The following is a 14,116-nucleotide window of genomic DNA, read 5'->3' as shown; positions in this document are numbered from 1 at the left end:
GTACTCGACCGCTTCCCCACGAACCTGTTCACCGAAGGAAGAACCATGCTTGCACCCCGTCTGCGCCCGGCGCGGATAACCGGTCTGCTCTCCGCCACCGCGGTCGCCGCAGGCCTGATCTCGGCCGCCCCCGCCCTTGCGGTGGCCGGTCCCGAGGCTCCGGCCGACCAGTACAAGTCCATTGTGAAGCTGAACATCGGCGACGAGGCCAACTCCCGTGGCTGCACGGCGACCCTGGTCGACGCGAACTGGATCGTCACGGCCGCCAGCTGCTTCGCCGGCACCCCCGGTACGTCGGTCCCGGCCGGCAAGCCGGCGCTGAAGTCCATCGCCACGCTGTCTGACGGCAGGGCCGTCGAGGTCGTCGACCTCGTGCCCCGTACCGACCGCGACCTGGTTCTCGCCCGGCTGGCCACCGCCGCCACTGGTCTCCCGTGGACCAGGCTGGCCCCCTCGGCTCCCGCAGCCGGCACCGACCTCACCGCGGCCGGGTTCGGACGTACGAAGACCGAGTGGGTACCCGACAAGCTTCACACGGGCACCTTCACCACCAATGCGTCCGACACCGGCACCATCACCATCACCGGCAAGGGCTCCGACGTCCTCTGCAAGGGCGACACCGGCGGTCCCCTCCTCAACGCGTCTGGCCAGCTCGTCGGCGTCAACAGCCGCTCCTGGCAGGGTGGTTGCCTTGGCACTGCCACCGCCGAGACCCGCACCGGGGCCATCTCCGCGCGGGCCGACAACCTGAGCGTGTGGTCCGCGGAGGTCCGCTCGCTGACCGCCGGCTGGAAGACGGAGGCCGTCGTTCAGGCGGGCACCTCCCTTTACCAGGGCATCCGCCTGGAAGACGGCTCCTGGACCGGCTTCACCGACGTCCAGTCCAAGGCGGGGAACATCGGCGGCGTCCGTACCGCCACCGTCGCCGGGATCAACGGCGACACCCACGTGGTGGCGCTCGGCACCAACGGCCGCATCTACCACACCATCCGCAAGGCGGACGGCACGTGGGGCACGTTCGGTGACGTCGGTGCCGTCGCCGGCGTACTCTCCAACGTCACTCAGCTGTCCGCCGTCTCCACCGGCACCGAGATGCAGCTGGTCGCGGTCGCCGACGGCAAGGTCTTCCACACCGTGCGCCGCGCGAACGGTTCGTGGGCCCCCTTCGGTGACGTCGCCTCCGTGAGCAGCCCCATGAGCGGCGTGACCTCGATCGCCACCGCCAACACCGGGGGCGAGCTCCAGGTCGTCGCCGTCACCGGCGGCAAGGCCCACCACACCCTGCGCACCACCGCCGGTCACTGGTCCGTCTGGGGCGACGTCGCCCAGGCCTCCGGCGCCACCGGCCCGGTCTCTTCCGTGGCCATGGCCGGCATGGGCGGCACCGCCCACATCGCCCTCGCCACGGACAACGGCACCCGCCAGTACCACACCGCCCGCCGCGCCACCGGCGTCTGGAGCCCCGTCAAGGACCTGACGGCCCACCTCGGCAACATCACCGTCACGTCGGTGGGCGCGGCCGGCGTCGACCACGACGTCGAGTTCGCCTTCACCACCAGCGACAACCGGGTCGTGCAGACCTCCCGCAACACCGCCGGCAACATCTTCACGAACCCGGTCACCGTGCCCACGATCCAGAGCATCGCGGCCACCCCGCTCGGCTCCATCGCACTCGCCGGCACCCTCTGATACCGAGTCGGCTCTTCGCGCCCGCCCATCCGCCCCCGTCTCCGTTCGGGGGCGGGTGGGCGGGCACAGCCATGGCTGGACTGTCCGGCCCTGAACAGGCCATCGGGTGACGGGGTCCGGGCAGCCCCTCATTTTCAGCAACGGGTCAGCGCAAGTCCTGAAAGGCCCGGGGACAGCTGACCGAACATGCGAATCGTTGTAGGGTGCCGAGACCGCCCTTGACCTGCGTGAAGCAGGCAGGGAGCAGAGATTTCGGGAGCTTCTTCATGTTTCGGACAATGTTCAAGTCCAAGATTCACCGGGCCACCGTGACGCAGGCAGATCTGCACTACGTCGGCTCCGTCACTGTCGACCGCGATCTCATGGACGCCGCGGATCTGCTGCCCGGCGAGCTGGTGCACATCGTGGACATCACCAACGGCGCCCGCCTGGAGACCTACGTCATCGAGGGCGAGCGCGGCTCCGGCGTCATCGGCATCAATGGTGCGGCCGCCCATCTCGTGCACCCGGGTGACCTCGTGATTCTCATCAGTTACGCCCAGGTCGACGACGCCGAGGCCCGTGCGCTGGTGCCGAGCGTGGTCCACGTGGACGCGGACAACCGGATCGTGGAGCTCGGATCGGACGCGTCCGCGCCGGTGCCGGGCACCGACACGGCACGCAGTCCGCACGCCGTCGTCTGACCACCGGGCGACCGCCCGCCGGCCGTGCCGCACAGGCGGCCCGGCCGGCGCGGGCGGAGCAAGAGAACCCCGACGGTGTGCGCCCGCCGCGGGGTGTGCCTCTCCTCCGGCGCCGGCGGTGCTCCAGCAGATACCTGGCCGGGTTCGAGCCGGATGGCGGCGGTCCGTGAGGCCCTGGTGCTCCGCCCGGCAAGCTACGCCCTGTCGCGCCGCCTTGCACGCACCCTCTCGCCGTAGCCCCTCGGGCACCGGAGGCGCCGCCTGCGCCGGCTTCCAGCCGCCTTGAGACGGCACGCACCGGACGGCCTCCTTGACGGGGAGCCATTGCCGGTCACGGCACTAACATCGCGACCATGCTGGCGCTGCTCCACACCTCCCCGGTGCATGTCCCCGTCTTCGACGCCCTGCGCGACAGGCACCGTCCCTCGCTCGAGATGCTGCACCTCGTCCATGAGGATCTGCTCGTCCGTGCCAGGACCGACGGGCCGCAGGCGGTCGCGCCTGCCGTCGCGGACGTGCTCGCCGGAGCCGTTGCCGAGGGGGCGGACGCCGTCCTGTGCACCTGTTCCACGATCGGCGCGGTCGCCGAGGCATGCGCGCCCGGGCTCGGCGTACCGGTCCTTCGGGTCGACCGGCCCATGGCGGCGGCAGCCGCCGGGCACCGGCGGATCGTGGTGGCCGCGGCGCTGGCCGGCACCCTCGGGCCGACGGCAGACCTGATCAGGCAGGAGGCCGCGGGGCGTGACATCGAGCTGAGGACGCTTCTCGTCGAAGGCGCCTGGGAGCGCTTCGAGGCCGGTGACCGGGAGGGGTATCTGGATACGGTCGCGGCCGCCGTCGACGCGGTGCGTGAGGCGGATGTCATCGTTCTGGCCCAGGCGTCCATGGCGGACGCGGCGGAGCGCACGAGCACGGCCGTGCCCGTGCTCTCCAGCCCCGGACCAGGGCTGCGGGCAGCCGCCGACGCCGTTTCGGCACCGCCCCGCGGCGCCGGTGACGCGTGAATCCGGCAGGCGTGGGCACCCGGAGGGGGCGACAGTGGGATCGCACGGCTTCGAACCCTGGAGGTCCGGCATGACCCATCCGTTCCCAGACCCCGTACCGCCTACCCCCGGCCCCATGCCGGGGCCGCCGGGACCCGGCCCGGGACCGCTGCCCGGCCCGGTGCCGCCCGGCCCACCCCCACCGGGACCCGCGCCGGATCCGATCCCGAACCCGCCGGGCCCCGACCGCCCCGAGCCGGAACCGCAGCCCGGCCCCGAACCCCAGCCCGGACCGGCGAGTTGTCCGGTCCGGCGAACCGTCCGGCGAGTTGTCCGGTCCGGCGAACCGTCCGGCGAGTTGTCCGGTCCGGCGAACCGTCCGGCGAGTTGTCCGGTCCGGCGAATCGCCCGGCGGGCCGATCCAAGAGGCCGATCGGCCCGCCGCTCGGCGCGTGCGCCCCGGTCCGCCGCCCGCGTCGATCAGCCCGTGACCTCCGAGCGGTCACCACCCCAGAGGGTGTGGAACGATCCCTCCCGGTCGGTGCGCCGATAGGTGTGCGCGCCGAAGAAGTCACGCTGTCCCTGCGTGAGCGCCGCCGGCAGACGCTCGGCGCGCAGGGCGTCGTAGTACGCGAGCGCCGCCGCGAAGCCCGGTGTCGGGACGCCCTGCCGGGCGGCCGTCGCGACGACTTCGCGCCAGTCGTCCTGTGCCGCGCCGATCTCCTCGGCGAACTGCTTGTCGGACAGCAGGCTCGGCAGCTCCGGCTGTGCGTCGTACGCGGCGCGGATCCGGTCCAGGAACGCCGCCCTGATGATGCACCCGGCCCGCCACAGTGCCGCCACGGCCCCCGCGTCGACACCCCAGTCGTAGGCTTCGCTGCCCGCCTGAATCTGGTGGAAGCCCTGCGTGTACGACACGATCTTGGACGCGTACAGCGCCTGCTCCACCCGCTCGGCGAAGCGCGCCGCCTCCTCGGCCGCGAGCGGCTGCGCCGTCGGACCGGGCAGGTTGCGCGAGGCCTCGCGCAGTTCCGCGTGGCCCGAGAGTGAACGGGCGAACACCGCCTCGGCGATGCCCGAGACCGGCACCCCCAGGTCGAGCGCGATCTGCACGGTCCAGCGGCCCGTGCCCTTCTGCTCCGCCTGGTCGGTGACGATGTCGACGAACGGCTTCCCGGTCGCCGCGTCCGTGTGCGCGAGCACCTCGGCGGTGATCTCGATCAGGTACGAGTCGAGCCGGCCGGTGTTCCAGGCGCGGAAGGTCTCGGCGATCTGCGCGGGGGAGTAGCCCGCGACGTCGCGCAGCAGGTGGTACGCCTCGGCGATCAGCTGCATGTCGGCGTACTCGATGCCGTTGTGCACCATCTTCACGAAGTGGCCGGCGCCGTCGGGGCCGACATGGGAGACGCACGGCGTGCCGTCGGGCGCCTCGGCCGCGATCTTCTCCAGCAGCGGGCCGAGCGAGGCGTACGACTCGGCCGAGCCGCCCGGCATGATGCTCGGGCCGTGGAGCGCACCTTCCTCGCCGCCGGAGACGCCGACCCCGACGAAGTGGATGCCGCGCTCGCGCAGCTGCTTCTCACGGCGCCGGGTGTCGGCGAAGTGGGCGTTGCCGCCGTCGATGATGACATCGCCCTCTTCCAGCAGCGGCGCGAACTCCTCGATCACCGCGTCCGTGGCCTCGCCCGCTTTGACCATGATCATCAGTCGCCGCGGCCGCTCCAGCGCCGCCACGAACTCCTCGGGCGACTCCGCCGCCACGAACGTGCCCTCGTCGCCGAACTCCTGGACCAGCGTGCGCGTCTTGGCCGGCGTGCGGTTGTGCACGGCGACCGTGAGGCCGTTGCGGGCGAAGTTACGTGCGAGATTGCGGCCCATCACCGCGAGCCCGGTGACGCCGATCTGGGCAGTTCCACTCATGCCTACGCTCCTGGAAGTCCGTCGAAAAATCCGTGTCCCGCAAATCCGGGTCCCGCCCCCACGCATACGTACGGGCGCGGCCGGCCATTCATCGATCACCAAGTCTCGCGGAGGTGTCCGCATTCCCTGGTGACCTGGGCATCGTGCCCGGTGGCGCGGCCCGGGCGCGAGGCGGGCCCCTTCCTTCTCACGGATCGGACTCGGTCGGGCGGGGCGGGGCGGATGCGGTCCCGGCGGCGAGTGAGTGTGCGCGGCCGGCCGCGGTCAGGCCGCCGCGGCCACGACATCCTTCGTCGTGACCACCGTCGCGAAGCCTCCGCCGTGCAGTGACACGGCCGACGCCTGCGCCAGTTCGTCCGCGGACCGCCGCCAGCCGAACGGCCCCTCGAGGTCGAAGGTGTACGTCGCGTCCAGAGTGAAGAGCACCTCGTACCCGAGGTTTCCACCCATCCGTGCGGTGGTCTCCGCGCACATGTTGGTCTGGATCCCGGCCACCACGAACTGCGAGATGCCCTCGGCCCTGAACCACGCGTCCAGGTCCGGCGTCCCGTAGAAGGCCGAATTCACCGTCTTGGTCACGAAAAGCTCCGCTGCTGCGCCCTTTCCTCGCCGCTGCTCGACGTACTCCTTGAGGCCGTTCCCCTCGTGCCCCGGCCGCAGCGGCGAGTCCGGCTTCGACGAGTCGTGGCGGACGAAGACCACCGGCCGCCCTGTGGCCTGCCATGCGTCGATGAGCGAGGCGATGTTCTCGTCGGCCTCCGGATTGTTCCGCGGACCCCAGAAGGCCGGCTCGTCGAAGCCCTTCTGTACGTCCACCACGACCAGTGCTGCGTTCAGTGCGATCTCCATGCCGACCATGCTGCCGCCCCGGCCGACCCGGCCCCAGACGGGGGAAAGTCAGCGATCGATGGTTTACTGCCATAGTGGCCACCGACCCCGCGCCGTACCGTGTCGCCCTGGTGAGCTTCCCGGGCATCCGGGCCTTCGACGTCTCCGTCATCACCGAGGTCTGGGGCACGGATCGCACCGACCGCGGCGTCCCCGCATTCGACCTGCGCCGCGTCGCCACCGTCGCGGCGCCCGTCCCCATGCGCGGGGGGCTGAGCCTCACCCCCGACCGCACCCTCGCCTGGCTGCCCCGTGCCGACCTGATCCTGGTCCCCGGCCTGGACGACCATCTCACCCCCGCACCGGAACCCGTACTCGACGCCCTGCGCCGGGCGCACGCACGCGGCACCACCATCGCGGCCCTGTGCGGCGGCGCCTTCACACTCGCCCAGGCCGGTCTCCTCGACGGCCGCTGCGTCATCACCCACTGGAACCTCGTCGATCTGCTCAGGGCCGAGCACCCCCGCGTCACCGTCGTACCCGACGCCCTCTTCATCGAGGACGGCAACATCTGGACCGCCGCCGGTACGGCCGCCGGCATCGACCTGTGCCTTCACCTGGTCCGCACGGCCCATGGCGCCGAGGCTGCCGCGGCGATCGCCCGTTCCATGGTCACGGCACCCTTCCGCACCGGAACCCAGGCCCAGTTCATCGAGCACCCCATCCCGCGCACCGACCGCGACGCCGACGCACTCGCATCCGTACGCGCATACGCCGTCCATCACCTGCACGAACCGCTCGCCGTCGCCGACCTCGCCGCCCACGCGGGCATGTCGGCACGCTCTTTCGCCCGCCACTTCGCCGCGGCCACCGGCACAACGCCACTGCGCTGGCTCCTGGATCAGCGCATCGCCGCCGCGCAGAAGCTCCTCGAACACACCGACCTGCCGATGCCCGAGGTCGCCCGCCGTACGGGCTTCGGCAGCGAGATCACGATGCGCCAGCACTTCGCCTCGCGCCTCGCCACCAGCCCACGCGCCTACCGCGCCTCCTTCGCCGCCCATGCGCGGCACAGCCCGGCACTGAACCCACGGCGCCCGCCCGATGCCTGACGGCTCGCCACGCCGGTTGCTCCCGTGCTCCGGTCCGGCGGGGATGCTGCTGCCGCCGTCCCCGGTCGACCCTCGCAGCGCTGTTGGGACAGTGGATGATGCCGTTGGGATGTGAACCGGGCCGATCGGGGAGCCATGTCGTCATTGGAACAACTGAGATCGCTCCTCGGTGAGCCGAAGGTATGGGGCTGGGCGCGGCCCGAGTTGTGGTCAGCGTCGGAACGGCACCTCGGGGTCTCGCTGCCGTCGGACTACACACACCGGAGCGACGGGCGAACCATGGGACAAGGGCTCAGGCAGCGGTCGAGTGACCTGCGCCTTCACGTCACCGCCGACGGGGTTCGAACCCGGGACGTAACGAGTTCCCCCGCGGTTGAGACGGCGGTGGAGCGGGCGATGGTGTGGTGCCGGCCCGCCCGATCGCCGTCCTGGCAAGATGGCGGCATGGAACGTGTGCTTGGAATCGGCGGATACTTCATGCGCGCCGCCGACCCGGCGGCCCTGAGCGCGTGGTATCGCGATTGCCTGGGCCTGGACGCCGATGAGCACGGCCTGTGGCGTCAGGGAGCCGGGCTGACGGTGTTTGCGACGTTCGAGTCCGGGACCGACTATTCGGGTCCCGCGCCCAGCAGACCATGCTCAACTTCCGGGTCCGTGACCTGGATGCGATGCTCGCGCAGTTGCGTGCCAAGGGAGCGGACGTGGCCGAAGAAACGCAGGACATGGAGGGTGTCGGTCGATTCGGCTGGGTCACCGATCCTGAGGGCAATCGGGTCGAGCTGTGGCAGCCCGCCTGACCGCGTCTTCACGCAGGCGGTGACGTGCCGGTGGACCACGAGGTTGTCGAGGTGTGAACCTTGGTCACGCCCGCGGACAGGCATCATGGAGCGCCCGGGGCGGCACAGGCACAGAGCCTGGTGATCATGGAGTTGCAATGATCTGTGATCACCAGGCTCTGTGCCTGCACTGCCGTATGGCTGACCGATCCCCTGTGGGACCGATTCGCGGCGTGCTGCCACAGCCCCGGTCTACGATCCGGCCGGCCCATCCGCTTCTGTCGCGGAACTGTCCCGGCGACGTTGGTGGAGACCTTTCCGGCCCCGATCCGCCGCATGCGTTCGGTGCCCCGTTTTCCCCATGAGGCCAGGGCTGCGTTGAGCGAGACGCCGTGCTCCGTCCAAGGCGTACTTACCCGCGAGTGAGTACCTGACCAATTAGTCCGTACTGGTCAACCCCACTGGCAGCGGAGAGGATCCAGCCGAAGGACGAACACGAGGAGGAGTCCCAGGAATGACAACCAACAACAGCGTCCAGGTGAGTGTTCTCGGGCTTGGGGCGATGGGGAGCGCTCTCGCGGGCGCCCTGGTGAAGGCCGGATACGCGACAACGGTCTGGAACCGTTCACCGGAGAAGGCGGACGACCTCGTTGCGCAGGGCGCGGAGGCCGCTGCGACGGCCGGCGACGCGGTCCGGGCCGGCGGGTTGGTGATCGTATGCCTGCTGGACCACGCGTCGGTCCATGAGGTGCTCGATCCGCTCTCCAATGAGTTGGCGGGACGAACCTTGATCAACGTGACCACGACGTCACCGGCTCAGTCACGGGAGCTGGCCGCCTGGGCCGCCCATGCCGGGGTCGCGTATCTGGACGGCGGCATCATGGCCGTACCGCACATGATCGGCCGGCCTGGGTCATCGATCCTCTACAGCGGATCGGCCGATGTCTTCCATCAGTACAAGCCGCTGCTCGACCTGTGGGGAACCAGTACCTACTTCGGTGAGGATGCTGGGCTGGCGTCCCTGTACGACCTCGCCCTGCTCGCGGGTATGTACGTCATGTTCGCCGGATTCCTGCACGGCGCCGCCATGGTCGCGCCGGCCGGCGTGACGGCGGGCGAGTTCGCCGCTATGGCAACCCCTTGGCTGACCGCCATGACCGGCGCCTTCCAAGGGTTCGCCGCAGTCATCGATGGCGGGGACTACACCGTCGAAGGGCAACAGAGCCTCGAGTTCTCCAACCTCGGTGACCTCCTGGCCGCCAGTTCCGACCAGGGCATCAGCACCGAGGTGGTCGCCATGGTCCAGAGGCTGATCCAACGTCAGATTGATGCAGGCCATGGAGAGGAAGGCTTCGCCCGGATCATCGAGAGCATCAAACAACCGGGCTGACAGCTCGCGCGGACGGCGCTCCACCACGCCTATCCGCGCGAGCTCCAGGTGTCACGAATGCGCAGCCGCCCTGCGCGCCCTTCGCGAGCCGCGCGGATGATGTCCGCGTACCGGTGGCCGCTGCCCTTGACGGTCCGCTTCTGTGTCGCGTAGTCGACATGGACGAGGCCGAACCTCTTGTCGTAGCCGTACGCCCACTCGAAGTTGTCCATCAGCGACCATGCGAAGTACCCGGCGAGCGGCGCGCCCTTGGCGACCGCGCGGCCGCACGCGGCCAGGTGCTCCTCCAGGTACCGCACCCGCTCGGGGTCGTCCACGGTGCCGTCGGCGCGCACGGCGTCCGGGTAGGCGGAGCCGTTCTCGGTGACATGGATGCGCCGGGCGCCGTATTCGTCCGTCAGCCGCATCAGCAGCTGTTCCAGGCCGTCCGCGTGCACCTCCCAGCCCATCGCGGTGTGCCGGGCGCCCGCCGGATCGATCTGCCGGGCGTACGGGGCCCGGCCGGCCGGGTCGGCCTCGACGATCTGGCGGAAGTAGTAGTTCAGACCGATCCAGTCCAGCGGCGTGGCGATCGTGTCCAGGTCGCCGGGGCGCTCCGGCAGCTCGGCCCCGTACAGGTCGAGCATGTCCTCGGGATAGCCGCGGCCGTGGATCGGGTCCAGCCACCAGCGGTTGGTGTGGCCGTCCGCGCGGACCGCCGCCGCGATGTCCTCCTCGCGTTCGCTCGCCGCCTCGATCGGGCTGAGGTTGTTGACGATGCCGATCCGCGCGTCGGGCGACGCCGCCCGGACCGCCTGCACGGCGAGACCGTGACCGAGGTGGAGATGGTAGGAGGCCCGTACCGCCGCATCGAGGTCGGTGAGCCCCGGCGCCATCGCGCCCTCCAGATGGCCGATCCACGCCGAGCACAGCGGCTCGTTGAGGGTCGCCCAGTCCTTGACGCGGTCGCCGAGACGCTCGGTGACCGCGGAGGCGTAGGCGGCGAAGTGCTCGGACGTCTCACGGGAGGTCCAGCCGCCGCGGTCCTGCAGGGCCTGTGGCAGATCCCAGTGGTAGAGGGTGGCGAACGGGGTGATCCCGGCATCGAGGAGACCGTCCACCAGCCGGTCGTAGAAGGCGAGTCCGGCCTCGTTGACCGGCCCGTCGCCACCGGGCACGATCCGCGGCCAGGCGATCGAGAACCGGTAGGCGTCCAGGCCGAGTCGCTTCATCAGTCCGATGTCCTCGGGCCACCGGTGGTAGTGGTCGCAGGCCACGTCACCGGTGTCGCCGTTCGCGACCTTGCCCGGGGTGCGGGAGAAGGTGTCCCAGATCGACGGGGAGCGACCGTCCTCGGCGACGGCTCCCTCGATCTGGTACGCGGCGGTGGCCGCGCCCCAGATGAAGTCGGACGGGAGGGCGTTGAGGTCGTTCACGCACTGCCTTTCGCTCGGTGTCACTTGACCGCCCCCGCGGTGAGGCCCGCGACGAGATAGCGCTGGAGGAGCAGGAACCCGGCGACGACGGGCACGCTGACGACCAGCGAGGCGGCCATGACCTGGTTCCAGTAGACGTCGTTCTGGGTGGCGTAGCCCCGCAGGCCGATGGCGAGCGTGCGGGTGGCGTCGTTCGTCATCACCGACGCGAACAGCACCTCGCCCCATGCGGTCATGAACGCGTAGACGGACACGGCCACGATGCCGGGCACCGCGGCGGGCACGACGACCTTGAACAGCGCGCGCAGCGGCCCGCAGCCGTCCACCATCGCCGCCTCGTCCAGATCCTTCGGGATGGAGTCGAAGTAGCCGATCAGCATCCAGATCGAGAAGGGGAGCGAGAACGTCAGACAGGTCAGGATCAGCCCGCCGCGCGATCCGTACAGGGCGACCCCGGTGCTGTTCCCGACATTGACGAAGATCAGGAACAGCGGGAGCAGGAAGAGGATGCCGGGAAACATCTGGGTGGACAGGACCGTGACCGTGAACACCCGCTTGCCGCGGAACCGGTAGCGGCTGACCGCATACGCCGCGAACACCGCGATGACCACGGACAGCACCGTCGCCGAGCCTGCCACGATCAGCGAGTTGACGAAGTACCGGGCCAGCGGCACGGTGTCCCAGATGTCCACGTACGGGCGCAGGGTGAGCCCGCTCGGGACCCACTGGAACGTGCCCGACACGTCCTGCAGCGGTTTGAGCGAGGTGGACACCATCACATAGACCGGCAGCAGTGCGAACGCCGTCAGGAACGTGAGGATGACACGGCGCGTCCACAGGAAGGACCGTGGCGGCGCGCTCGGGGACCTGGGTGGCCTTGTCGCCCTAGACATCGTCGGCCTTCCTTCCTCGCGAGGTCAGCAGCAGGTACCCGGCCGTCACCAGCAGCAGGAAGAGCAGCAGCAGCACGGACATCGCCGAGCCGCTGCCGAAGTTCCAGGTGACGAACGACGACTGGTAGATGTGCACCGAGATCAGGTCGGCGGCCTCCGGTGCGGACCTGCCGAACAGCACGAACGGGGTGTTGAAGTCGTTGAAGGTCCACAGGAACAGCACGAGCACCAGCACCTGGTTGACCGGGCGCAGGGACGGCAGGGTGATGCGGCGGATCTGCTGCCAGACCCCGGCCCCGTCGATCGCCGCCGCCTCGTACAGCTCGCGCGGAATGTTCTGCAGCCCGGCCATCACGATGAGGAACGCGAACGGCCAGGACTTCCAGACCGCCACGACCACCAGCGCGGTGAAGCTGTTGTCGCCTATCAGCCAGAAAGAGGGCTCGTCGGTGAGCCCGAGCTGGTCGTGCAGCACGTGGTTGATCAGGCCGTTGTCGCGCTGGAACATGAAGGCCCAGGTGATGACGGCCGCGTACACAGGCAGGGCGTACGGGGTGAGGAACACGGCCCGCAGAAACCCTCGTCCCCGGAAGTTCTCCTGCATCACGATCGCCGCGCTCACGCCGAACAGCCAGGAGAGACCGACGGCCAGGACGGTGAAGACGCAGGTGACGAAGAACGAGTCGAGCAGTGCCCGGCCGATCGGGGCGTCGACATCGACGGCGAACTTGTAGTTGTCCGGCCCGGCCCAGGGCGCCGCACTCCAGTTGCGGATGTAGAACTGGGTCAACCGGCGGAAGCTCATCAGGATCCCGATCGCCATCGGGATCAGATGGACGAGCAGTTCGAGCACGACGGCCGGCAGGAGCAGAAGGTAGGGCAGGCCGCCGCGGCGGATCCGGTCGGGGATGCGCGGTACCCGGCGGCGCGCATCCCCCTTGCCCGTGCTCCCGCCGGTGCCCGCCCGGTCCAGGTGGCCGGGTGTCATGGTGGCGGTCATCGGGGGGCCTCAACTCTGCATCAGCTGCTGGGCCTTTTCCATGCGTGCCCTGACGGACTCGGTGGTCACCGGTCGTCCCGCGGCGGCGTCCGCCCACAGGTCCTTGACGGCGGTCCCGACGGCAGTCTCGAACTGCGACTCCTGGGGCACCTGGGGGAGCGGGGCGGCGCTGGTGGCCAGCGTGTCGCGCAGGACCTTCAGATCCGGGGCGGAGAACGCCGGGTCCTGCTGGGCGGCCTTGACGGGCGGGATGGAGCCGTAGCTCTTGTTGAGGAGCTTCTGCTCCTCGTCGCTGGTCATGAACTTCACGAACCTCTTCGCGCCGTCGATGTTCCTGGTGTTCTTGAACACCGCGATGTTGATGCCCGCGACCATCGAGTTGGTGTTCCTGCCGCTGCCCGGCTCACCGGCCGGCACGGGCACCGGGGCTACGCCCCAGTCCTCGGGCTTCATGCCCTGTGCGGCGAAGGTGGACGCGGCGGCCTGCCACAGCACCATCGCCGTCCTGCCCTTGGCGAAGTCGTTCAGCGACTGGTTCTGCGCGTACTCCGCGTTTCCCGGCGCCACGATCTTGTCCTTGGCCATGAAGTCGACGTACTGCTTGACCGCCGCGACCGCGCCGTCCGAAGTGAAGGTCGGCTTCCCGGACGTGTCGAAGAAGTCTGCGCCGTGCTGCTTGCCGAGCACGAATGCCTGGTGGATGTTGTTGGCGAGGTTGCCGCCCTCGGCGCCCAGCGCCCACTTGCCGTCCCTGGAGATCTTCTTGCCGTCCGCGACCAGTTCGTCCCAGGTGGCGGGCGGGCCGTCGATGCCCGCGTCGGCGAACATCTTCTTGTTGTAGTAGAGCGCGTAGGCGAGCGAGTAGAGCGGTACGGCCGCCGGGTCCTGGCCCTCTGCGCCGGCCGAGGCGACCGCCGAGTCGACGAAGCGCTCCCGGCCTCCGATCGCGCCGAAGTTCTTCTCGTCCCACGGCAGCAGGGCACCGGTCGCCTGGAGGGAGGCCGACCAGGTGTTGCCTATGTTCAGGACATCGGGGCCCTGGCCGGACGTGGTGGCGGCCAGGATCCGGTTGAGCAGATCGGACCAGGGGATGACCTCGAGCTTGACCTTGATGCCCGTCTGCTGCTCGAACTTCTTCAGCTCGGCGGTGAGGATCTTCTTGTCGGCCTCGATGCTGGGGCCCTGGTTCGAGGCCCAGTAGGTCAGTGTCCTGGGCGATTCGTTGCTGCCCGCGCCGTCGGTCGCGGTGCCGCCGCCGCAGCCGGTGACGGCGGCGAGGGCACAGACGACGACGGCTGCTGCGGCTCGTGTTCTGCGCATGAGAGGTGGCCCCTTTCCGGGGATGGCTGCGTTCGGGATCCGAACGGCCTCCATGACTTAATTCACGCCGTGATTTAAGAGGTGAGGGAAGGTCGCGTCAAGGCCTG

The 14,116-nt window shown here is 69.8% G+C and carries 11 protein-coding genes and 1 pseudogene; 6 read left to right on the top strand and 6 right to left on the bottom strand.

Annotated elements, in window-relative coordinates; translation table 11 throughout:
* Nucleotides 1-45 precede the first annotated feature (45 nt).
* The 3 genes from OHS70_RS02970 to OHS70_RS02960 all read left to right on the top strand — a co-directional run bounded on the left by OHS70_RS02970 (nt 46) and on the right by OHS70_RS02960 (nt 3,376).
* On the top strand, nt 46-1,689 hold the full coding sequence (locus OHS70_RS02970; RefSeq protein ID WP_328393324.1) for a trypsin-like serine protease: 1,644 nt from the start codon (nt 46-48) through the stop codon (nt 1,687-1,689).
* Nucleotides 1,690-1,955: 266 nt separating this feature from the next.
* Nucleotides 1,956-2,372 carry an aspartate 1-decarboxylase gene (gene panD / locus OHS70_RS02965; RefSeq protein WP_328393322.1) on the top strand — a complete coding sequence of 139 codons (417 nt, stop codon included), beginning with the start codon at nt 1,956-1,958 and terminating at the stop codon, nt 2,370-2,372.
* 353 nt (nt 2,373-2,725) lie between these two features.
* Entirely contained in the window at nt 2,726-3,376 is a 651-nt protein-coding gene (locus tag OHS70_RS02960; protein WP_328393320.1) for an aspartate/glutamate racemase family protein, read from the top strand.
* Between the two features lie 459 nt (nt 3,377-3,835).
* Here the strand turns inward: OHS70_RS02960 and gndA are convergent, their stop codons facing one another.
* Together gndA and OHS70_RS02950 are read right to left on the bottom strand one after the other, a co-directional pair.
* Complete coding sequence (gene gndA / locus OHS70_RS02955; RefSeq protein ID WP_328393318.1) at nt 3,836-5,275, bottom strand: NADP-dependent phosphogluconate dehydrogenase; 1,440 nt, start codon at nt 5,273-5,275, stop codon at nt 3,836-3,838.
* Nucleotides 5,276-5,539: 264 nt separating this feature from the next.
* Nucleotides 5,540-6,124 (bottom strand): cysteine hydrolase family protein, encoded by a 585-nt coding sequence (locus tag OHS70_RS02950; RefSeq protein WP_328393316.1) that lies wholly within the window; start codon nt 6,122-6,124, stop codon nt 5,540-5,542.
* Between the two features lie 71 nt (nt 6,125-6,195).
* Here OHS70_RS02950 and OHS70_RS02945 point away from each other — a divergent pair, with 71 nt between their 5' ends.
* The 3 genes and pseudogenes from OHS70_RS02945 (at nt 6,196) to OHS70_RS02935 (ending at nt 9,381) form a co-directional block, all read left to right on the top strand.
* Nucleotides 6,196-7,215: a GlxA family transcriptional regulator gene (locus OHS70_RS02945; RefSeq protein ID WP_328405371.1), complete on the top strand. Its 1,020-nt coding sequence runs from the start codon at nt 6,196-6,198 to the stop codon at nt 7,213-7,215.
* 444 nt (nt 7,216-7,659) lie between these two features.
* Nucleotides 7,660-8,012: pseudogene (locus OHS70_RS02940) on the top strand (VOC family protein).
* Nucleotides 8,013-8,505: 493 nt separating this feature from the next.
* The gene (locus OHS70_RS02935) at nt 8,506-9,381 is read left to right on the top strand and encodes an NAD(P)-dependent oxidoreductase (protein WP_328393314.1); all 876 of its coding nucleotides are present in this window, start codon (nt 8,506-8,508) and stop codon (nt 9,379-9,381) included.
* 29 nt (nt 9,382-9,410) lie between these two features.
* Here OHS70_RS02935 and OHS70_RS02930 read toward each other — a convergent pair whose 3' ends face one another.
* The 4 genes from OHS70_RS02930 to OHS70_RS02915 are packed head-to-tail and all read right to left on the bottom strand — an operon-like array spanning nt 9,411 to nt 14,009.
* Complete coding sequence (locus OHS70_RS02930) at nt 9,411-10,796, bottom strand: GH1 family beta-glucosidase (RefSeq protein ID WP_328393312.1); 1,386 nt, start codon at nt 10,794-10,796, stop codon at nt 9,411-9,413.
* A gap of 20 nt (nt 10,797-10,816) precedes the next feature.
* A complete protein-coding gene (locus OHS70_RS02925) occupies nt 10,817-11,689 on the bottom strand; it encodes a carbohydrate ABC transporter permease (protein ID WP_328393310.1) in 873 nt (290 codons plus the stop codon).
* Nucleotides 11,682-12,689, bottom strand: a complete 1,008-nt coding sequence (locus OHS70_RS02920) for a carbohydrate ABC transporter permease (protein WP_328393308.1) — start codon at nt 12,687-12,689, stop codon at nt 11,682-11,684. Before OHS70_RS02920 ends, OHS70_RS02925 begins: the two co-directional genes overlap by 8 nt.
* A gap of 9 nt (nt 12,690-12,698) precedes the next feature.
* Nucleotides 12,699-14,009, bottom strand: a complete 1,311-nt coding sequence (locus OHS70_RS02915; RefSeq protein ID WP_328393306.1) for an extracellular solute-binding protein — start codon at nt 14,007-14,009, stop codon at nt 12,699-12,701.
* Between the last annotated feature and the right edge of the window lie 107 nt (nt 14,010-14,116).

It is taken from the genome of Streptomyces sp. NBC_00390 (assembly GCF_036057275.1).
Taxonomy (GTDB): domain Bacteria; phylum Actinomycetota; class Actinomycetes; order Streptomycetales; family Streptomycetaceae; genus Streptomyces.
The sequence above is the reverse complement of the archived record's forward strand: the minus strand, read 5'-3'. Positions and strand labels throughout refer to the sequence as shown.

What these genes read in the sequence shown, in the direction of transcription:
- OHS70_RS02970 (WP_328393324.1), top strand. Translation starts at nt 46, where the DNA reads ATGCTTGCACCCCGTCTGCGCCCGGCGCGGATAACCGGTCTGCTCTCC.
- OHS70_RS02935 (WP_328393314.1), top strand. Translation starts at nt 8,506, where the DNA reads ATGACAACCAACAACAGCGTCCAGGTGAGTGTTCTCGGGCTTGGGGCG.
- gndA (WP_328393318.1), bottom strand. Translation starts at nt 5,275, where the DNA reads ATGAGTGGAACTGCCCAGATCGGCGTCACCGGGCTCGCGGTGATGGGC.
- OHS70_RS02960 (WP_328393320.1), top strand. Translation starts at nt 2,726, where the DNA reads ATGCTGGCGCTGCTCCACACCTCCCCGGTGCATGTCCCCGTCTTCGAC.
- OHS70_RS02950 (WP_328393316.1), bottom strand. Translation starts at nt 6,124, where the DNA reads ATGGAGATCGCACTGAACGCAGCACTGGTCGTGGTGGACGTACAGAAG.
- OHS70_RS02925 (WP_328393310.1), bottom strand. Translation starts at nt 11,689, where the DNA reads ATGTCTAGGGCGACAAGGCCACCCAGGTCCCCGAGCGCGCCGCCACGG.
- panD (WP_328393322.1), top strand. Translation starts at nt 1,956, where the DNA reads ATGTTTCGGACAATGTTCAAGTCCAAGATTCACCGGGCCACCGTGACG.
- OHS70_RS02920 (WP_328393308.1), bottom strand. Translation starts at nt 12,689, where the DNA reads ATGACCGCCACCATGACACCCGGCCACCTGGACCGGGCGGGCACCGGC.
- OHS70_RS02915 (WP_328393306.1), bottom strand. Translation starts at nt 14,009, where the DNA reads ATGCGCAGAACACGAGCCGCAGCAGCCGTCGTCGTCTGTGCCCTCGCC.